21 protein-coding genes and 1 tRNA gene are annotated in these 17,969 nt (G+C 71.3%); 14 read left to right on the top strand and 8 right to left on the bottom strand.

The genetic code is table 11. The features are described from left to right. Positions 1 to 412: 412 nt before the first annotated feature. Entirely contained in the window at positions 413 to 787 is a 375-nt protein-coding gene (locus VGJ24_RS12055) for an AraC family ligand binding domain-containing protein (protein WP_331500849.1), read from the bottom strand. 199 nt (positions 788 to 986) lie between these two features. Here VGJ24_RS12055 and VGJ24_RS12050 point away from each other — a divergent pair, with 199 nt between their 5' ends. After that, positions 987 to 1,703, top strand: coding sequence for a flavodoxin family protein (locus tag VGJ24_RS12050; RefSeq protein WP_331500848.1), 717 nt, complete (start codon positions 987 to 989; stop codon positions 1,701 to 1,703). Between the two features lie 10 nt (positions 1,704 to 1,713). On the opposite strand, the gene VGJ24_RS12045 is transcribed toward VGJ24_RS12050, so the two are convergent. Next, entirely contained in the window at positions 1,714 to 3,249 is a 1,536-nt protein-coding gene (locus VGJ24_RS12045) for an FAD-dependent oxidoreductase (protein ID WP_331500847.1), read from the bottom strand. 123 nt (positions 3,250 to 3,372) lie between these two features. Here VGJ24_RS12045 and VGJ24_RS12040 point away from each other — a divergent pair, with 123 nt between their 5' ends. From VGJ24_RS12040 to VGJ24_RS12015, 6 genes are all read left to right on the top strand, one after another. Continuing rightward, positions 3,373 to 4,098, top strand: a complete 726-nt coding sequence (locus tag VGJ24_RS12040) for a VIT family protein (RefSeq protein WP_331500850.1) — start codon at positions 3,373 to 3,375, stop codon at positions 4,096 to 4,098. Between the two features lie 14 nt (positions 4,099 to 4,112). Further along, complete coding sequence (gene thpR, locus VGJ24_RS12035) at positions 4,113 to 4,679, top strand: RNA 2',3'-cyclic phosphodiesterase (protein WP_331500846.1); 567 nt, start codon at positions 4,113 to 4,115, stop codon at positions 4,677 to 4,679. Positions 4,680 to 4,818: 139 nt separating this feature from the next. Further along, the gene (locus tag VGJ24_RS12030) at positions 4,819 to 6,066 is read left to right on the top strand and encodes an NAD(P) transhydrogenase subunit alpha (protein ID WP_331500845.1); all 1,248 of its coding nucleotides are present in this window, start codon (positions 4,819 to 4,821) and stop codon (positions 6,064 to 6,066) included. Continuing rightward, a complete protein-coding gene (locus tag VGJ24_RS12025) occupies positions 6,063 to 6,386 on the top strand; it encodes an NAD(P) transhydrogenase subunit alpha (RefSeq protein WP_331500844.1) in 324 nt (107 codons plus the stop codon). Before VGJ24_RS12030 ends, VGJ24_RS12025 begins: the two co-directional genes overlap by 4 nt. Then, positions 6,386 to 7,771: an NAD(P)(+) transhydrogenase (Re/Si-specific) subunit beta gene (locus tag VGJ24_RS12020; protein WP_331500843.1), complete on the top strand. Its 1,386-nt coding sequence runs from the start codon at positions 6,386 to 6,388 to the stop codon at positions 7,769 to 7,771. The genes VGJ24_RS12025 and VGJ24_RS12020 overlap by 1 nt, the downstream gene beginning before the upstream one ends. Positions 7,772 to 7,848: 77 nt before the next feature. Next, on the top strand, positions 7,849 to 8,025 hold the full coding sequence (locus VGJ24_RS12015; RefSeq protein WP_331500842.1) for a hypothetical protein: 177 nt from the start codon (positions 7,849 to 7,851) through the stop codon (positions 8,023 to 8,025). A 111-nt stretch (positions 8,026 to 8,136) separates the two neighbouring features. On the opposite strand, the gene upp is transcribed toward VGJ24_RS12015, so the two are convergent. After that, positions 8,137 to 8,778 carry a uracil phosphoribosyltransferase gene (gene upp, locus VGJ24_RS12010; protein ID WP_331500841.1) on the bottom strand — a complete coding sequence of 214 codons (642 nt, stop codon included), beginning with the start codon at positions 8,776 to 8,778 and terminating at the stop codon, positions 8,137 to 8,139. Between the two features lie 164 nt (positions 8,779 to 8,942). Between upp and VGJ24_RS12005 the strand changes: the two genes are divergently transcribed. From VGJ24_RS12005 to VGJ24_RS11990, 4 genes are all read left to right on the top strand, one after another. After that, positions 8,943 to 9,428, top strand: coding sequence for a tRNA adenosine deaminase-associated protein (locus tag VGJ24_RS12005; RefSeq protein WP_331500840.1), 486 nt, complete (start codon positions 8,943 to 8,945; stop codon positions 9,426 to 9,428). A gap of 37 nt (positions 9,429 to 9,465) precedes the next feature. Continuing rightward, positions 9,466 to 9,930 carry a tRNA adenosine(34) deaminase TadA gene (tadA, locus tag VGJ24_RS12000; protein WP_331500839.1) on the top strand — a complete coding sequence of 155 codons (465 nt, stop codon included), beginning with the start codon at positions 9,466 to 9,468 and terminating at the stop codon, positions 9,928 to 9,930. Positions 9,931 to 9,940: 10 nt separating this feature from the next. Next, positions 9,941 to 10,030 (top strand) — tRNA-Ser (locus tag VGJ24_RS11995). A gap of 86 nt (positions 10,031 to 10,116) precedes the next feature. Continuing rightward, on the top strand, positions 10,117 to 11,085 hold the full coding sequence (locus VGJ24_RS11990; RefSeq protein WP_331500838.1) for a threonine/serine dehydratase: 969 nt from the start codon (positions 10,117 to 10,119) through the stop codon (positions 11,083 to 11,085). 60 nt (positions 11,086 to 11,145) lie between these two features. On the opposite strand, the gene VGJ24_RS11985 is transcribed toward VGJ24_RS11990, so the two are convergent. Beyond that, complete coding sequence (locus tag VGJ24_RS11985) at positions 11,146 to 11,676, bottom strand: hypothetical protein (RefSeq protein ID WP_331500837.1); 531 nt, start codon at positions 11,674 to 11,676, stop codon at positions 11,146 to 11,148. 272 nt (positions 11,677 to 11,948) lie between these two features. Between VGJ24_RS11985 and VGJ24_RS11980 the strand changes: the two genes are divergently transcribed. The 3 genes from VGJ24_RS11980 to VGJ24_RS11970 are packed head-to-tail and all read left to right on the top strand — an operon-like array spanning position 11,949 to position 13,730. Then, positions 11,949 to 12,602, top strand: coding sequence for a TetR/AcrR family transcriptional regulator (locus tag VGJ24_RS11980; RefSeq protein WP_331500836.1), 654 nt, complete (start codon positions 11,949 to 11,951; stop codon positions 12,600 to 12,602). Beyond that, on the top strand, positions 12,599 to 12,964 hold the full coding sequence (locus VGJ24_RS11975; protein ID WP_331500835.1) for a hypothetical protein: 366 nt from the start codon (positions 12,599 to 12,601) through the stop codon (positions 12,962 to 12,964). The genes VGJ24_RS11980 and VGJ24_RS11975 overlap by 4 nt, the downstream gene beginning before the upstream one ends. Before the next feature lie 22 nt (positions 12,965 to 12,986). Beyond that, on the top strand, positions 12,987 to 13,730 hold the full coding sequence (locus VGJ24_RS11970; protein WP_331500834.1) for a crotonase/enoyl-CoA hydratase family protein: 744 nt from the start codon (positions 12,987 to 12,989) through the stop codon (positions 13,728 to 13,730). On the opposite strand, the gene VGJ24_RS11965 is transcribed toward VGJ24_RS11970, so the two are convergent. From VGJ24_RS11965 to VGJ24_RS11950, 4 genes are all read right to left on the bottom strand, one after another. After that, positions 13,715 to 15,196 carry a hypothetical protein gene (locus VGJ24_RS11965; RefSeq protein WP_331500833.1) on the bottom strand — a complete coding sequence of 494 codons (1,482 nt, stop codon included), beginning with the start codon at positions 15,194 to 15,196 and terminating at the stop codon, positions 13,715 to 13,717. The two genes, VGJ24_RS11970 and VGJ24_RS11965, sit on opposite strands and share 16 nt — an antisense overlap. Positions 15,197 to 15,429: 233 nt before the next feature. Continuing rightward, a complete protein-coding gene (locus tag VGJ24_RS11960) occupies positions 15,430 to 16,863 on the bottom strand; it encodes a hypothetical protein (protein WP_331500832.1) in 1,434 nt (477 codons plus the stop codon). Next, positions 16,860 to 17,426, bottom strand: a complete 567-nt coding sequence (locus tag VGJ24_RS11955) for a hypothetical protein (RefSeq protein ID WP_331500831.1) — start codon at positions 17,424 to 17,426, stop codon at positions 16,860 to 16,862. Before VGJ24_RS11955 ends, VGJ24_RS11960 begins: the two co-directional genes overlap by 4 nt. Then, positions 17,423 to 17,848 carry a hypothetical protein gene (locus tag VGJ24_RS11950; protein WP_331500830.1) on the bottom strand — a complete coding sequence of 142 codons (426 nt, stop codon included), beginning with the start codon at positions 17,846 to 17,848 and terminating at the stop codon, positions 17,423 to 17,425. The genes VGJ24_RS11955 and VGJ24_RS11950 overlap by 4 nt, the downstream gene beginning before the upstream one ends. Positions 17,849 to 17,969 lie beyond the last annotated feature (121 nt).

The following is a 17,969-nucleotide window of genomic DNA, read 5'->3' as shown; positions in this document are numbered from 1 at the left end:
GGTGCAGCGGCGGGTTGCCCGCCCCGATCGCCTTCACCTCGGTGAGCAGACCGGCGACGCTCCTGAAGTCGGCGTCGTACTTGGTGGCCTTGAGCGAGATGTCGTCGCCGAACCACTTCGCCTGTTCATGAGCGTCCGCGTGACATGCGACGTTGACCAGGAGCGACGTGTAGTACAACGTCGATCCGTCTCGTCGTCGAGGCCGGCGAGATCGGCAAGACGCAGCGAGATCACGGTCTGACGCAGTACGTGCTCCATCGGCTGGTCGAAGCCGAGGTCGACCGCCAGGGAGAGGGCCGCGAGAAGCTCGGCAAGGCGGAGCTGAGTGCCCGAGGTCTTCGATGTCGACGTCTCCGTCACCCGCGCAACCTCCACGGCCCGGCCGGAACGGCCGCTTGGAGTCTACGCCGTGTCAAGAGCTCAGCATCGCCTGCACATTGCGCTGGATCACCTCGTCCACGACCTTCATCTGCTCGGTGGGGCTGAACTGGATCAGACGCGTGCCCGGCTGGTACTCCGGCACGTGGCCCGGCGCCATGTAGAAGACGTCTCCGGCCTCCACGACCTCGTCGTGGTCGGCGTACCGGACGGTCATCCGGCCGTCGGTGACGATGCCCCAGTGCGGGCAGTGGCAGATGTCGCCTGGCAGGCCGCGGAGCATCTGGTTCATGTCCACGGGGGCGCTGAAGTGGAGGAAGTTCACGGTGTACCCGTCGAGGTCGGCGTTTCCGACCTCCACCGGGCCGAAGTTCTGGCGCTCGACAGTGTCGGGGGTGGTCACAGGCATCTCACACTCTCCTGCTCGGCGACCAGGCCCTGTGCCTGGTCGAATGCCGCGACGCTAGGCGGAGGCACGCGCTCTTCGCGTGAGGCAGATGCCTCAATCAGGCGGAACAGTCCGAGCTCTCGTGTAACGCGAGGTCGTGCTGACGGCACTGTCACCTGACAACCCGTCAGCCGCGCCACTCCTGGAAGGTCCCGCGATCATGAATGACACGGCGTACGACTTCACCGGGCTCCGTGCCCTTTTCATCAACTGCACGCTCAAGAAGTCACCCGAGCCGAGCAACACCCAGGGGCTGGTCGACGCCAGCCGCGAGATCATGGAGAAGCACGGCGTGCACGTCGACGTCGTCCGCGCGATCGATCACGACATCGCCACCGGCGTCTGGCCGGACATGCGCGAGCACGGCTGGCAGACCGACGATTGGCCGGAGATCTTCGATCTGGTCAAGGCTGCTCACATCCTCGTGCTCGCGGGGCCGATCTGGCTGGGTGACAACAGCTCGGTGATGAAGCAGGTGCACGAACGCTTGTACGGCGGGTCACACCTGCTCAACGAGCAAGGGCAGTACCTCTACTACGGCCGGGTCGGTGGGTGCCTGATCACCGGCAACGAGGACGGCATCAAGCACTGCGCCCACAACGTGCTTTACACGCTGCAGCACATCGGCTACACCATTCCCCCGCAGGCCGATGCCGGCTGGATAGGCGAAGCAGGACCTGGGCCGTCGTACCTCGACCCGGGCAGCGGTGGTCCCGAGAACGACTTCACCAACCGCAACACCGCCTTCATGACCTGGAACCTCATGCACCTGGCCAAGCTGCTCACGGACGCGGGCGGCGTGCCGGCGTACGGCAACCAGCGCTCGGAGTGGGACGCGGGCTGCCGGTTCGACTACGAGAACCCCGAGTACCGCTGAGCCCGTCGTTCTAGTAGTCCTGCGGCTGGGTGAAGAACCCGTGTGGGTCGTAAGTCGTGCGTGCGTGCGCGAGCCGGCCGGCGTTCGATCCGAAGTAGGCCTGCTGGTAGTCCGAGAGCGAGGCGTCGGCGTAGTTGACGTAGGCGCCGGTGCCCCAGGCGCCCGCCATCGCCGAGCGGAACCTCCGCACGTACGTCGTCGCGGCCGTGGCCGGCCCCGCGTCGTACGTCGCGGTGTACTGCACGGTGGCCAAGGCGCCGCGGTGCCCGAACGCCGTGTCGCCGCCGCCGATGTCGTTGACCGCGCCGCCCAGCGCATCGATCGAGAGCCCGGCCTCCGTCAGCCCGCTGCCCTGTGCCGCGTTCACGTGGGCGTCCAGTGCGCTCGTGTCCACGTCGGGGGAGTTGACGATGTGGGAGGTGGCCGCGAACGCCTGGCGGTCGAGCGAGCCGCCAGGCCCGGTGTGGCACCGGCCGACCGGGATGGAGGAGCACCCGGCGTAGGTGAGCATCGTGTCGAGGTAGCTGGCGGTGCTGCGTGAGTCGGTGGTCGGGCTCGGTACCTGCGACAGGAAGGGCTGAAGGGCCGCGCTCATCGCGGACGACGGGCCCGTCCAGGTCGCGGACATGAACAACGACGGCCCGCTGGGGTGCGTCTGCCCACCGAGGACCTTGAGCGTGGCCCACAGCCGCCGGTCCGATCTCGGCACCGTGCGCAGGAACTGCGGGACGACCTGGGTAGCCGCGGAGTACGGCCAGGCGAGGTAGGCGCGCGTGATCGCCGGCGCCGCGAACGTCGTGAACGTGAACGACGTGACCACGCCGAGGTGGCCGCCCCCTCCTCCTCGCAGCGCCCAGAAGAGGTCGGGCTCATGGTCGGCGCTCGCGGTCACGACCTTCCCGTCCGCGAGCACGACCTCCATCGCGGTCACCGAGTCACAGGTGAGTCCGTAGGCGCGGGTCAGCACGCCGACCCCGCCCCCCTGGGTGAGTCCGGCGATGCCGACGGTCGGGCACGAGCCGCCCGGGACCCCGCGACCGCGCGAGCCGAGCACGTCGTACACCTGGACCAGCGAGGCGCCCGCGCCGACGGTCGCGGTGGTGCCGGCCAGCGAGACCTTGTCGAGGGGTCGTACGTCGACGACGAGCGCGCCGTCGCCGGCCGACCAGCCCGGGTAGCTGTGGCCGCCGGACCGGATCGCGACCCGGACGCCGTGGTCCTGCGCGAACGAGAACGCGGTGGCGACATCCTTCGCACTCGCCACGGAGAGGACCGCGAGCGGTCGGGCGCCGTCGTAGCGAGGGTTCTGGGTGAGGCGCACGGTGTGGTACGTCGCGGAGCCGGGTCGGGCGAGCGTGCCGTCGACGTGTGCGGCGAGTCGCTTCCAGTCGGCGCTGGTCGGCGGCCCGGACGACGAGCCGCGGGACGGCGAGACCGACGGAGCGGGCGAGTCGGCCGGGGGCCGGGCGTCCTGCGGAGCGCACGCCACCAGGGCACCACCGAGGCCTCCGGCGAGGAGCGCCCGTCGGGCGACGTGAGCGACCACGACGCCAAGAGTAGGGAGCGGTGCCCACGACGGCGCGCGCATACGACCACCGGCAGGGACGGTGAGCGGAGGCTAGCCTTGCTTGCAAGCGCTCCCGGCGCTGGGGAGGATCGTTCGGTGAGCATGGAGATCGGCACCGACGAGAATCCTCAGCACTGGCACGAGGAGATAGGCGACGATGTCGGCAACCGGCTGAACTGGCTGCGGGCCGGAGTGCTCGGCGCGAACGACGGGATCGTCTCCGTCGCCGGCATCGTCATGGGAGTGGCCGGGGCGACCTCGGAGCGGTCCCCGGTGTTCGTCGCCGGTGTGGCCGGGCTCGTCGCGGGTGCGCTCTCCATGGCGGCGGGGGAGTACGTCTCCGTGAACGCCCAGCGCGACTCGGAGCAGGCGATGCTGGCGTTGGAGGCCGAAGAGCTGGAGAAGATGCCGGAGACCGAGCTCCGCGAGCTGGCCAGGATGTACGAGAAGAAGGGGTTGAGCCGCGACACCGCCCGCAAGGTCGCCGCGGAGCTGACCGAGCACGACGCACTCGCCGCACACGCCGAGATCGAGTTCGGCATCGACCCGGAGAAGCTGACCAACGCCTGGCACGCCGCCTTCGCGTCGATGATCTCGTTCACGATCGGGGCGCTGCTGCCACTGCTGGCGATCACGCTGACCCCGTTGTCGGTCCGGGTCTGGGCGACGGTGGCGACCGTCGCGGTAGCCCTCGCGGTCGCCGGGTTCATCCAGGCGCGGCTGGGCTTGAGTCCCATCGGGCGTGCGGTCGGCCGGAACGTCGCCGGCGGGCTGCTCGCGATGGCGGTCACGTACGCCGTGGGATCGGTCGTCGGCACGCACGTCTGAGCTCTCGACGTCCGATGCGAGCGTTCGTCGCGGTGGTGCCGCCGCCGGAGGTGGTCGAGGATCTGGACGCGTTCCTCGACGTACGCCGGTCGGCCGCGGCGTACCGCTGGGCTCCGGCGGGGCAGCTCCACGTCACGCTGGCCTTCCTTGCCGACGTACCGGACCGGAAGCTCGACGACCTCGTGGAGCGGCTGGGCCGGGCGGCCGCGCGCCGTACCGCGTTTCCGGCGGTGATCGCCGGCGGCGGCGCCTTCCCGAACGCCGCCCGCGCACGCGTGCTCTGGGCCGGGCTCGACCTGGCCGAGCAGGCGCGGGTCGAGCTGTCGCGGATGGCGACCGGAGCGAGGGCGGCGGCTAACCGCGCCGGCATCCCCGTCGACGGCCGGCGCTTCCGCCCGCATGTCACCGTCGCCCGGCTCGGCCACCCCGACGAGGTCACGGCCTGGGTCCGGCTCCTCGACTCCTACCGGGGTCCGTCCTGGATCGTCGACCGGTTCACCCTCGTCGCGTCGTACCTCGGTGAGGGCCCCCGCAATCGCCCCCGCTACGAGGTTGTGGAGGAGTTCGAGTTGAAGGGGTAGTCCCTGACAGAACGGTCCCGAAATCGGCGAGATCGGGACGGTTTCGTCAGGGAGTACCCCGCCAGCCTGTGGAGAAGAGCGCGCGGCGGAGGGGTGAGGTGTGTGGGAGGTGAGGGGGCCATGCCCTAGGTTCGTCCGCGTGAAGATCGCAGTGGCCAAGGAGGCTCGGGACGGCGAGTCACGTGTCGCGATGGTGCCGGAGCTGGTCGCCAAGCTGACCGGGCTGGGGTACGACGTCGCGGTCGAGCCGGGGGCGGGGTTGCACGCGCTGATCGCCGACGAGGAGTACGCCGCGGCGGGCGCCGTACTCGATGACGCGGCGTTCGACGGTGCCGACCTCGTGGTGTCCGTGCAGCCGCTGGCCGCCGAGCGGATCCGCGGACTGGCCCGCGGCACGACCACGATCTCCTTCCTGCCGGTCAACCAGGAGCCGGAGACCGTCGTCGAGCTGCGCGACGCTGGTGTCACCGCCCACGCCGTCGAGCTGATCCCGCGCATCTCGCGTGCCCAGTCGATGGACGCCCTCAGCTCACAGGCTTTGGTCTCCGGGTACCGCTGCGCGATCGTCGCGGCCGGCATGCTCCGCCGCTTCCTGCCGCTCAACATGACCGCCGCCGGCACCGTCCAGGCCGCCGAGGTCGTCGTGCTCGGCGCCGGCGTCGCCGGGCTGCAGGCGATCGCGACCGCCAAGCGCCTCGGCGCCGTCGTCCGGGCGTACGACGTGCGCGCCGCCGCCGCGGAGGAGATCCGGTCGATGGGAGCGAAGGCGATCGATCTCCAGCTGGAGACGCTCGAGGGGGCCGGCGGCTACGCCCGCGAGATGACCGAGGACCGCGCGGCCCGCCAGCGTGACCTCCTCACGCCGTACATCGCGGCGGCCGACGCGCTGATCACCACCGCGGCCGTCCCGGGCCGCACCGCTCCGATGCTGGTCACTCGCGAGATGGTCGAGCAGATGAAGCCCGGCTCGGTCGTCGTCGACCTCGCCGCCGAGACCGGTGGCAACGTCGAGGGCTCGGTGGCCGGCGAGGTCGTCCGCATCGGCAACGCCCAGGTCTGGGGCGGGCGGAACGTGCCCAGTCAGATGCCCGGGCCGGCGTCCAAGCTCTACGCCCAGAACGTCGTCAACCTGGTCACCCTGATGACCACCCGGGACGACGAGGGCCACGCCCTGTTCGCTCCGGACTACGCCGACGAGATCCTGTCCGGCAGCTGCGTCACGCAGGACGGCCGGATCGTCCACGAGCCCACCCGCGAGCAGATCGAGGGGCCGGCCCAGCCGGGGCCCGAGCCGGAGCCCCAGCCGGAGCCGGAGCCGGAGCCCGAGACCAGCGCACCGCCCGACGAGCAGCTCGATCTCCCCTACGACCAGGAGGCCGACCAGTGACCCTCGACACCGGAGTCGTGTGGCTGACGATCTTCGTGCTCAGCGTCTTCGTCGGGATCGAGGTGATCTCGAAGGTCTCCTCGACCCTGCACACGCCACTGATGTCCGGCGCCAACGCCATTCACGGGATCATCCTGCTCGGCGCGATCCTGGTCACCGGCACCACCGACAACGACCTCGCCCTGGTCGTCGGGCTGATCGCGATCGTGCTCGCGTCGGTCAACATGGTCGGCGGCTTCGTGGTCACCGACCGGATGCTCCAGATGTTCGTGCGCAAGAAGCCCGCGGCACCCAAGAACGACCAGGACGGTGCCGCCTGATGCCGACCTGGATCCAGCTGGTCTTCCTGGCCTGCGGCGTCTGCTTCATCCTCGCGCTCAAGGGTCTCTCCGGCCCGAAGAACGCCCGTAACGGCAACCTCCTCGGCGCCGCCGCGGCCGTCGTCGCGTGCCTGGTGCCGTTCTTCTGGACCGACCTGCACCTCAAGCACGTCCCGCTGATCATCGCCGCGATCGTGGTCGGCACGATCGGCGGCGTGTACGGCGCGCGCACCGTCCAGATGACGCAGATGCCGCAGATGGTGGCCCTGTTCAACGGCGTCGGTGGCGGCGCCGCGTCGCTGGTCGCGCTGCTCGAGCTGCACGACGTCGTGGAGACGGCGGGCGACGCGCCGTGGTTCAACCTGGCCGCCACGGCGTTCACGATCGCGGTGGGCTCGATCTCGTTCGCCGGTTCGATCGTCACCTTCGCCAAGCTCCAGGAGCTGATGACCTCACGACCGGTGGTCTTCCCGGGACTGCCCGTCGCCTTCGGCGGCTCGCTGGTCGCGGCCCTCGTGCTCGCCGGACTCCTGGTGAACGACCCGCGGATGTGGGTCGGTGTGGTCCTGGGGCTGGTCGGCCTGCTGATCGGTCTCCTGCTGGTGCTCCCGGTCGGCGGCGCCGACGTGCCCATCGTGATCTCCCTGCTGAATGCGTTCACCGGCCTGACCGTCGCCGCCAGCGGCTACGTGCTCTCCAACGTGCTTCTGCTGGTCGCCGGCACCCTGGTCGGCGCCTCCGGTACGTTCCTCACGCTGCTGATGGCTCGCGCGATGGGCCGCTCGGTGACGAACATCCTGTTCGGCGCGCTCAAGGGTGGCTCGACCCTCGGCGCCGGCGAGGCCAGCGACCGGCCGGTGAGGAGCGTCAACCCCGAGGACGCCGCGATCATGCTCGGGTACGCCGACCGCGTGATCATCGTGCCCGGCTACGGCCTCGCCGTGGCCCAGGCCCAGCACTCGCTGCGCGAGCTCGTCGACGTACTCGGGGAGAAGGGTGTGCAGGTCGACTACGCGATCCACCCGGTCGCCGGCCGGATGCCCGGGCACATGAACGTGCTGCTCGCCGAGGCCCAGGTGCCCTACGAACAGCTGCGCGAGATGGACCACATCAACGGTGACTTCAAGGACGCCGACGTCGTCCTCGTGGTCGGCGCGAACGACGTGGTCAACCCGGCCGCCAAGACCACACCGGGCGCCCCGATCTACGGGATGCCGATCCTCAACGCCGACGAGGCGCGCCAGATCATCTTCATGAAGCGCTCGATGCGGCCCGGCTTCGCCGGCATCGAGAACGAGCTGCTCTTCGACGAGAAGACGTCGCTGCTGTTCGGTGACGCCAAGGACTCCATGGGCAAGCTGCTGAACGCGGTCAAGGCCCTGTGAGACCGCAACGTCATACGTTCTGGCTGTTCTAGCGACCACTTCGTATGACGTTGTGGGCGGTCGCTCGTTGACCCGGCATGAGTCAGAACGACGACGACGAGCCGATGCTCAAGCCCGACGGCCACCGGTACGAGAAGCCGGAGTCCCGGGAGACGACCGTCAGCAAGGAGGTCGTGTACGCCGTCCTCGGCCTGCTGGTGGTGATCATCGCGATCCTGATCGCGACCGGCACGGTCCAGATCTTTCCCGGGTGAGGACGGCCGGGCCGACGGAGTCGGGCCGGCCACCGCAACGAACACCACAACGAACCCCGTAACGAACGCCGCAACGAACACCACAGCGAGCTTGCTCGCAACCGCGCTCCCTTACTCGGCGAGCCCGTACAGCCGGTCGCCGGCGTCGCCGAGACCCGGGACGATGTAACCCTTCTCGTTGAGCTTCTCGTCCATCGCCGCGGTGACCACCGTGACCGGGACGTCGTGCCCCTCCAGCTCCCCCTCCAGGCGTTGACATCCCTCGGGCGCGGCGAGCAGGCAGATCGCGGTGATGTCGTCGGCGCCGCGGTCGGTGAGGAACTTGATCGCGGCCGCGAGGGTGCCGCCGGTGGCGAGCATCGGGTCGAGCACGTAGCACTGCCGGCCGGCGAGGTCGTCGGGCAACCTCTCGGCGTACGTCGATGCCCGCAGCGTCTCCTCGTTGCGCATCATCCCGAGGAACCCGACCTCCGCGGTGGGCAGCAGCTTCATCATCCCTTCGAGCATCCCGAGTCCGGCTCGCAGGATCGGCACCACCATCGGCTGGGGCGAGGACAGCCGTACGCCGGACGTCGGCGCCACCGGAGTGGTGATCTCGTAGGGTTCGACGCGCACGTCGCGGGTCGCCTCGTAGGCCAGCAGGGTGACCAGCTGGTCGACCAGCCGGCGGAACGTCGGGGAGTCCGTCCGCTCGTCGCGCAGGGCGGTGAGCTTGTGGGCGACGAGCGGGTGGTCGACGACGATCGTGCGCATGGCCCGCACCCTAGCGGGACGGTCGGGTCGCCCCGGTGCTCACCAGGACCGGCAGACGGCCGGTGGCGGAGGGCGGCAAGCGGACCAGATCAGGGTTGGCACCGCCAGACGCCTCTGTCACCCTGGATGTGTCTTGTTGGTGCGGATGGCGATCGGAGGTGGCCGTGAGCGAGCAGATCGATGGTGTCGACTTCGCGTTGGCCGCCTACCGCGAAGAAGGCGTCTGGCAGGTCGCCGAGCTCGCGCACGACGTACTCAGCGACGTCCCGACCCTCTGCGGCGCACTGCGTCGGTTCCCCGGTGACGGCGGGGCTCTCGGCATGGTCGCGATCGACGAGGACTTCTTCGTGATCGTGCGGGTGGCCGGTCCGTCGGCGCGCATCCTGCTCTCCGACATCACCGCCGCCGAGGAGTGGGAGCTGGCCAGCTCGGCGGTCAGCGAGCTCAACCTCCCCGAGCCGGACGACGACGACGAGCAGGCGCCGGCCGGCGACCTCGACATCCTCGGTGACCTGGGGATGGGTGCCATGGACATGGGTGTGCTGCTCGACGACTTCGACCTCTATCCCGACGAGATGCTCTCCGACGTGGCGCGCCGACTCGGCTTCGGTCGGCTCTTCGACGAGGCCGTCGGTCTCACCTCGGCCTGAACCGCGAGCCCGACCACCCGTGCCCGATTCTGTGAGCATGCCGTTGATCGTGGACGACGTCGCGATGCGGGCCGCCCTCCACGAAGCCGCGCGCGCTGAGCAGTCGGGCGACGTCCCGATCGGGGCGGTGGTGCTGGACGCCGCGGGCTCGGTGATCGGGCGCGGCCACAACATCCGTGAGCGCGACGGCGACCCGACCGGCCACGCCGAGCTGGTCGCCCTCCGCGGTGCCGCGCAAGCGACCGGCGAGTGGCGGCTCGACGGATGCACCCTCGTGGTGACTCTCGAACCGTGCACGATGTGCGCCGGCGCGGTCGTCCTCTCGCGTCTGGACCGGCTCGTGTTCGGGGCGTACGACGCCAAGGCCGGGGCGGTCGGATCCCTCTGGGACGTGGTCCGCGACCGCCGCCTCAACCACCGACCCGAGGTCGTCGGTGGGGTGCTCGCCGAGGAGTGCTCGGCCCTCCTGGACGATTTCTTCGCCCACCAACGCCTCGGGTAGCCTCTCCGGCGGTGGCGTGTCCGAGCGGCCTAAGGAGAACGCCTCGAAAGCGTTTGTGGGCGCAAGTCCACCGCGGGTTCAAATCCCGCCGCCACCGCCACGCCGAGATCCCGGTACTCCTGACACGCCCGCTGCGTGACGGGTGCCGGGATCTCGCTCGTCCGGCACCGGTGCGACGATGACCCGGTGGATCGGGAGGACCTCGAGGACGCGGCACGACGCATCCGCGGCCACGTACGCCGTACCCCGGTCCAGGTCGTCGACGCCGGCGATGACTGGCTGGCCGGGGGCGGCTGCCTGAAGCTCGAGCTGCTGCAGCACACCGGCACGTTCAAGCCGCGCGGGGCCTTCAACCGCATCCTGGCGGCGCGGGAGCGCGGCGAGCTCGACCCAGAGGTCGGGATCGTGGTCGCCTCGGGCGGCAACGCCGGGCTCGCGAACGCCTTCGCCGCGGCGGCAGTCGGGGTTCCCGCGACCGTCTTCGTGCCGACCAACGCGTCGCCGACCAAGCTCCGCCGGCTCCAGGAGTACGGCGCCACCGTCGTGGCGCGCGGCACCGAGTACGCCGAGGCCTACGACGCCGCGATGGAGCACCTGGCGGGGACCGGTGCGATCTACTGCCACGCCTACGACCAGCCCGAGATCTGTGCCGGCGCGGGCACCCTGGGCCTGGAGCTGATGGAGCAGCTCGACGAGACGGGACGTGGCGTGGACACCGTGCTGGTCGCCGTCGGTGGCGGCGGCCTGATGTCCGGTGTGGCAACCGCGGTCGACGGTACGGCGCGCGTCGTCGCCGTCGAGCCGGTCACCGCGCCGACCTTGCACGAGGCCCTCTCCGCCGGCGAGCCGGTCGACGTCTCGGTCTCGGGCGTGGCGGCCGACTCGCTGGGAGCCCGCCGGATCGGGTCGATCGCGTGGGAGGTGGCCCGTCGTACCGACGTGGTCGGCGTGCTCGTCGACGACTCCGCGATCCTCGATGCGCGTCGCCGGCTCTGGGACCGCTACCGGCTCGTCCTCGAGGCCGGTGCCTCCGCACCCGTCGCCGCACTGCTCAGTGGCGCCTACCGTCCCGCCGACGGTGAGCGGGTGGCGATCGTCCTGTGCGGCGCCAACACCGACCCCGCAGACCTCGCCGCACCAGCAGACCCGTCCTGACATGCCGCTGCCCCGGCCGGAGCCGGGGCAGCGGGCGTGACAGTCCGGGGGGATGGACGATCAGTAGTTGGTGGTCTGGACCTTCACGTTGTCCGACCGCTTCACACAGACCGCCCAGACGTTCACCTTGGGGGTCGACTTGGCGGCGTCGTCCCAGCGGACGACCCAGCCGTCGAGCCGGTTCGGCTTGGGGGTTTGGGTGGTCCAGTCCATGCGGCCGGGGAACGAGTCGGAGACCGCGATGGTCGCGTCGTTGCTGAAGTTCGTGTCCCCGTCGGCGTTGATGATCTGGGTACCGCCGGCGATGGCGATGTACTTCTGCGACTTCTCGTCGTTGTCGGCGCAGGCGACCGTGGCGACGGCCGTGCCGCTGGCGCCACCGTCGTAGTGGGCGATGCGGTAGATCGGGCCGTTCAGGCCCTGGGCCTTGTCGAGGTCGCGCACGACGCCCTTGCTCAGGTCGGCCCGGTGGACCGCGCCGTCCCGGATGTCCTTGCTGGTGATCATGCTCGAGGCGGCCGAAGCGGCCCCGGCCGTGAGGGCGAGCACCGCCGCCGCCGAGCCGACTGTGATGAGGCGTGACTTGTTCATGTCTCCCATTTCTAAAGAGGGCAAGATGCCAGCGCGTTCCAGGACAGTTCGTGTCCCGAGTGCGCGGTCCTTGTGGAAACTCGGGCAACCGCGTATTGGTTGCCGAGGACATCGGTTCTACCCGACGTCCGAGAGGAGTGTCTGGCGAATCGCCGAATAGTCCAAAACGTTGACCGATCGTTTGAGCAAACGCTCAATTCGGGGAGTACGCTGGGATTGAGCAATCGCTCAAATCGCTCAGGCGAAAGCGGTGACGACACGGTGACGACACGGTGACGACACGCGACAAGCTGCTCGACGCGGCCGCGGTCGCCTTGGCCGAGGACGGCGTGGTCGGGGTGTCGGCCCGGAGCGTCGCTGCTCGCGCCGAGGTCAACCAGGCGCTGGTCTTCTACCACTTCGGTAGCGTCGCCGACCTGCTGGCGGCCGCCGTACGCCGATCGGTCGACCTCGCCGTCGCGTCGTACCGCGACCGCTTCTCCGACGTGGCCTCGCTGGGGGAGCTGCTCGCGGTCGGGCGAGACCTCCACGAGGCCGAGCGGCGGGCCGGGAACGTCCTGCAGATGGCACAGGTGATGGCCGGCGCGATGCGCGACAAGAGGCTCGCGGGCGCGGGCCGGTACGCCATGGACCGCTGGGCGGGCGAGGTCGAGACCGTGCTCCGCCGCGTCCTCCCGGCGACGCCGTTGGCCGGGCTCGTCGAGCCTGCCGGGCTCGCGCGCGCCGTGGCCGCCGGGTTCATCGGTCTGGAGCTCTACGACGGGGTCGACCCCGACGCGGCCGGCGCGGCGCTCGCGTCGCTGGACGCGATCGGCGCACTCGTCACGGCGTTCGACGGCCTGCCACCGGTCGCCGTGCGCGCTGTCCGCACGCGTGCTCGCCGCGCGGTGGCTCGGGCCGAGAAGGCCCGCGGGAGCGCGTCGTGAAGGCGCCCGGCGACTCGGTACCCGCCTTCCTCGGGTGGTGCCTGATCGGGGCGGGGTTGGCATTCGGGGTGCTCTCGCTGCTCACCGTCGGCCCGTTCGTCCTGCTGGCGACGTTCGTCCTCTGCGGGTTCCTGCTGTGGGCGGTGGACTTCGGGTGGGGCATGGCCGGGATCATCAGCGGCGCCGCGCTCCCGCTCCTGTACGTCGCGTGGCTCAACCGCGGCGGCCCCGGCGAGGTCTGCACCTACACGGCCACCAGCACCGAATGCGGCGACGAGTGGAGTCCCTGGCCGTTCCTGGTGGTTGCGGTCCTCCTGCTGATCGCCGGCGTGGTGGTCTTCGTGCGGCAACGCGGTCGCTGAGCCACCGCCCTACGCTGACGTGATGAGCGTGCGCGTGGAGCAGGACGGGCCGGTCACGACCGTCACCATCGATCGCCCTGAGGCGCGCAACGCCGTCGACCTGGCGACCGCGGAGGCGCTGATGGAGGCGTTCGGGGTGTTCGACGGTGACGCATCACAGTCCGTGGCGGTGCTCACCGGGGCCGGCGGCACGTTCTGTGCGGGTGCCGATCTCAAGGCGTTGGACAACCGCGTCGAGGCCGCCGGCGACGGGCCGATGGGGCCGACCAGGCTGCGGCTGTCGAAGCCGGTGATCGCCGCCGTCGAGGGGTACGCCGTCGCCGGCGGCCTCGAGCTCGCCGTCTGGTGCGACCTGCGGGTGGCGGCCGAGGACGCGACGTTCGGGGTGTTCTGCCGACGGTGGGGTGTGCCGCTGGTCGACGGCGGCACGGTCCGACTGCCCCGGCTGATCGGGACGAGCCGGGCGATGGACCTGGTGCTCACCGGCCGTCCGGTCACGGCCGGCGAGGCCGAGCGGATCGGGCTGGTCAACCGCGTCGTACCACCTGGACAGGCCGGTGCCGCGGCCCGGGAGCTGGCCCGGGAGCTGGCGGCGTTTCCCCAGGACTGCCTGCGCCACGACCGTGCGAGCCTGCTCGACCAGCACGGCCTCACCGAGCAGGAAGGCATGGCCCGCGAGCTCGAGCACGGGCTCAGGTCGATGGCGAGCGCCGCCGAGGGCGCCCGGCGGTTCGCCGGCGGCGAGGGACGTCACGGAGCGTTCTGACTGACCGTGCCTCGCCTGAGGTAGATCGTGTCGTCGGCGACGTGCGCCGCCACCCGGTAGTGCAGGGCGAGCGCGCGGTCGACCCGACCGCCTGGGTCCAGCCCCCACGAGTCCAGGTCGGAGCGCACGACCACGAACCTCGGGCCGGGCGACCCGTCCAGGGTGCGCACGAGCAGGGTGAGGTGCGGGTCGAGGACCCGCTGCGGCAGGGTCCACAGATAGGGGTACGCCGGGCGCAGTCGCGTGGTCTCGAACAGGGAGGCCTCGCCGTACAGCACCAACGCGCTGTCGCCGGGCTGCTGCACCCGTTCGAACCAACCGGTCAGCGCCCCGACCTGCGTTCGGTCGGCGGGCGTGAGGTCGGTGGCGACCTGGGCGGTCTCGACGACGCTGGACAGGAGGGTGGCGGCGACGAGGCCGCCGAGCAGCACCGGACGGGTGGCCGCGCCGGCCGCCCGCGCGGTCAGCAGCGCGGTCGCCGGGACCAGGCCGATCAGGTAATGGGTCCAGTAGTAGCCGCCGCCCGCGACTCCGACGACCTCGACGACCAGCATCGCCAGCAGGGCCAGGGCCACGGGGTCCGGCCGGCCCCGGCGGAGCAGCTGCGCGACGGAGACCAGCACCAGCACGGACAGGCCGCTCCACAGCGCGGCCCAGAGCAGCTCGTGCAGGCGCGCCATCTGGGTGCCGGAGGTCTCGTCGAACAGTGAGCTGCTGCTGGCGAGTCGGAAGCCGTAGGCGCTGTACCAGAGCCCGCCCGGCCCGGTGGCCGCGACGCCGCACCAGCCGACAGCCGCGGCGAGCGGCACCGCGGCGCCGGCGAGTACGACGCCGACCTCGCCCGCCGTACGTCGGCCGGCGCGCCCTTCCATCCCGGTGGCGGCAACCAGGACGAGGGCGAACACCAGCCCGCCGGCGAGGTTCTGCTTGACCAGTACCGCACACGTTCCGGCAGCACCGGCGCCGAGCAGGAGCAGCCGTCGGCGACGACCGGGGGTGAGGCGGACGGCGCTCTGCGCGAGGGTGGCGGCCAGGACGACAAACGGGATCCCGACGGTCTCGGCGTCCACCTCACGGGTCCCGAGCCGCGGGTCGGCGAGGAGCGCCGCGGTCACCAGGGCCGCGCAGGTCGCGCCACGGCGACCGCCGAGCAGGTGGCCCGCAACCCCGGCGGCGACGACGGTGAGGGCGACCAGGACGAGCCCGAGGAAGCGCAGCGGGACGATGCCGCCCAGGTCGGCGGCGGCCCGGAAGAACAGCAGCAGCAACGGCGGGCGGTCGACGAAGAGGTCGCCGTACAGGTAGGGACCGTGCGCGTGCCACTGCCGGGCGACGACCAGCAGGCCGCCCTCGTCGGTGTAGGGCACGCCGTGCACGAAGGGAAGCCGGAGGACGACGCATCCGACCGCGGCCGCGGCCACCACGGCGTACGTCGGAACCGTCCCGAGCCTGCGTCCCCCGAGCATCGGGTTCAACGTAGGCGAACCGTCTGCCGATATCCTGATCGGGACACCCTCCTCGACCGGGCCGGGCGATGTCGCAACAGCGCGATCGCGCTGTTGTGACATCGAATCGGGGCCGGGGACTGTCACAACCGCGCGATCGCGCGGATACGGCAACCACCCGACACCACGAGGGCCGTGGCTCAACGAGCGAGTAGCCGAGGTCGGCGAGGCGGTCGAGGTCCGCGCCCGAACCCTCACCGGCTGATCTGGAAGACCCTCCCGGTGGTGGGGTCGTCCGATCCCAGGAAGCCGGCCGTGCGCAGGCTGTCGAGCTGCTCGCGGACCGACGGATCGGCTGACGCGTCGGCCGCGGCGGCACCGCGCAGGTAGTGCTGCAGGCCATGGTTGCCGACCATGGACGTCTCGTGGTCGTCGAACTGGACGGTCACCTGCTGGGTCGTGTCGGCGTTGTCGCGGCCGTCGAGGAGCGGGACCAGGTCGCCACGGTTCTCGAGCGAGAGGACGTGGGTGCCCGCCGGGTAACCGTGCACCCCGCCTAGCGGCGAGCCGGCGGTGACGACGTGGGTGACGTCGAAGCCCGACCCGTGGGCGAGCAGCGACGCAGCCTCCAGCCCGCCGAGGCTGTGCCCCACGAGCAGCACCGGCTCGTGCGGCCGGATGCCCGCCTCGGTCATCGCCTGCTCGATCCCCGCGGCGTACGTCGTGTGGTCGCCGACGATCGCGTGCAGGTCGCCCGGCAGGTCGCGGACGTCTCCGTGGTGCTCCCACGGGGCGGGAGCGAAGTCGTCGGTGCCGGGGAGGTACACGACGTGGCGAACCGTGCCGTCGGGCGCGTCAAGGCTCTGCACCTCGATCGTCCCGGCGTCGCCCGGCCGGTCGGGCGGGGAGAGGAGGGAGACCTGGTCGAGGTGGCGGATCAGCCCGGTCAGGTCACGGGGCGGGACGTCGGCGAGGGGCACCGCGAGGTCGTGGCGGCGACGTACCGCCGGTGGACCCTCGTTCGGGTAGAGCGCCGCGAGGTCGGCCGCCGCATCCCCCGCGGTCGGATGGAACGCGGCGAACCCGGCCAGCCACGAGACGACCGGCAGCCCGGCCGGCAGCCCGGCCAGCAACCCGTCCAGCAGTCCGCCGGTCGCGTCGACGCCGTGCTGGACGGCCTCGGGATGCTCCTCGGCCCATTCCTGAACGGTGTCGCCGAGCCGCCGGCGCGCGCCGGCCGGCAGGTGGTCCCAGGTCGGGCCGGCGGCCAGTCCGAGCAGGAGGAGGGAGGGCGCGGCCGCCGCGACTGCGTACCCGACGTCGCGGCCCACGGCGTAGTCGATCACTTCGAAGGACGACGCGACCAGCCGGTCGCACTCCTCGTACGCCGTGACCGTGGCGCGGACGAGGAGGGCGTCGGCTTCGTATGTGACAGATGCCTCGAGGGCGCCATGGATCCCTGCCGAGGCGTCGAGCACCCGGGCCTCGGCCTCGGCGAACGTCACCGGCGACAGCGGGGCCGACTCGAGGAGGTCGGGCTCGGTGAGGACGCGGGCATCGGCGGCGGCGTGGTCGCGCAGGTGGTCGCCCGCTGCGTCGAACCGGTCGGCCAGCGCCCGCACCGCGGCGTACGTCGCGGCCAGGCCGGCGACACCACCGGTGACCCGGGTGATCGGGGAGACGGTCATCGGACCAATGCCGCCCATCGACCGATCTCGTGCGGGAGATCCTCGGGTCGCCGGGGTTCGAGCCGGATCATCCGTCGAGCGCCGTCGGGTCCACGCTCGACGTACGGCGTGAGAACGCGCCAGCCGTCGGCTTGCAGGACCCAGGAGATCCAGCCGATGCAGCGCCGCCCCGGCACGATGCCGACGACGCGCAGCCGGCCGAGCGACGCGTGGAGCCGGCGCACCGGCTCGCCGAACCGCGCATCGCGGGCGATCAGCTCGTCGTACAGATCCGGTCGGTCGCCGGACAGCGCCGCGCCGGTGCCGACGACCAGGTCCCACGGCAGGCCGGGACCATCCGGAGCCGGCGACGACCCGGTCGGCGGGGCGCCCACCGCGCAGGCGCGCGTCAGCCGGGCCGGCCAGTCCGAGACCTCGAAGCACGACACCTCGACTCGCTCGCCGTCGGTCGCGACGGCCCGGACGGTCTGCCCGCGCAGCGCGTGTCGGGCGCGCAGTCGCGTGGTCGTCCCGCCGCGACGCACCACGAGGTCGACGTCGACCACGAGGTCCGGGCCGGTCACGTCGGCCTCGGCACGTATACGTCGAGCCACTCGAGGCTGCCGTGCGGTGGTGGGTCGAAGTGGTGGACCCAGTGGTCGACGGCGTCGGGGACCACGTGGCCGATGAACCCGGCCACGCCGCTCGAGGCGGAGTGCAGCAGGTGGAGCACCCGGTGCTCGACCGCGGCGATCAGCTCCTCGAGGTGGTCCACCTCGCGGGCGTGCCGGTCCAGCGCGGTGCCGGCTGCCTCGTGCGCCGCGGCGCAGGCTCGCAGCCGGACGGCATGGTCGCGGGCGAGATGTCGCATCGCGTCGGCGGCCAGGCCCGTCCACGGCACGGCCTCGGCGCGGCCGACGAGCCGGTCGGCCTCGGCCCGGATCTCGGCCGCCCGCTCGTTCATCCGGCGTGCCAGAGCCCGGATCACCGCGGTGTCGCCGTACATCGTCGTACTCCTTCCCGGACTGCCCCGAGAGCCGCCCGCGCTGGCACGGTGCCCCGACCCTCCGCGGTGGAAACCACGGCCTTCCGGAGCTGTGGACGAAGGCCGCCGATCGGTTCGCGGG

The sequence above is a fragment of the Nocardioides sp. genome (assembly GCF_036493135.1).
Lineage (GTDB): Bacteria > Actinomycetota > Actinomycetes > Propionibacteriales > Nocardioidaceae > Nocardioides.
Note: the sequence above shows the minus strand (reverse complement) of the source record. Positions and strands in the feature narration are given on the sequence as shown.

Bases quoted from the DNA above. Each gene is read 5' to 3' on its own strand.
- VGJ24_RS11950 (WP_331500830.1), bottom strand. From the start codon at position 17,848: ATGTACGGCGACACCGCGGTGATCCGGGCTCTGGCACGCCGGATGAAC.
- VGJ24_RS11960 (WP_331500832.1), bottom strand. From the start codon at position 16,863: ATGACCGTCTCCCCGATCACCCGGGTCACCGGTGGTGTCGCCGGCCTG.
- VGJ24_RS12040 (WP_331500850.1), top strand. From the start codon at position 3,373: ATGGAGATCGGCACCGACGAGAATCCTCAGCACTGGCACGAGGAGATA.
- VGJ24_RS12020 (WP_331500843.1), top strand. From the start codon at position 6,386: ATGCCGACCTGGATCCAGCTGGTCTTCCTGGCCTGCGGCGTCTGCTTC.
- VGJ24_RS12055 (WP_331500849.1), bottom strand. From the start codon at position 787: ATGCCTGTGACCACCCCCGACACTGTCGAGCGCCAGAACTTCGGCCCG.
- upp (WP_331500841.1), bottom strand. From the start codon at position 8,778: ATGCGCACGATCGTCGTCGACCACCCGCTCGTCGCCCACAAGCTCACC.
- VGJ24_RS12050 (WP_331500848.1), top strand. From the start codon at position 987: ATGAATGACACGGCGTACGACTTCACCGGGCTCCGTGCCCTTTTCATC.
- VGJ24_RS11970 (WP_331500834.1), top strand. From the start codon at position 12,987: ATGAGCGTGCGCGTGGAGCAGGACGGGCCGGTCACGACCGTCACCATC.
- VGJ24_RS12015 (WP_331500842.1), top strand. From the start codon at position 7,849: ATGAGTCAGAACGACGACGACGAGCCGATGCTCAAGCCCGACGGCCAC.
- thpR (WP_331500846.1), top strand. From the start codon at position 4,113: ATGCGAGCGTTCGTCGCGGTGGTGCCGCCGCCGGAGGTGGTCGAGGAT.
- VGJ24_RS11985 (WP_331500837.1), bottom strand. From the start codon at position 11,676: ATGAACAAGTCACGCCTCATCACAGTCGGCTCGGCGGCGGCGGTGCTC.
- tadA (WP_331500839.1), top strand. From the start codon at position 9,466: ATGCCGTTGATCGTGGACGACGTCGCGATGCGGGCCGCCCTCCACGAA.
- VGJ24_RS11965 (WP_331500833.1), bottom strand. From the start codon at position 15,196: ATGCTCGGGGGACGCAGGCTCGGGACGGTTCCGACGTACGCCGTGGTG.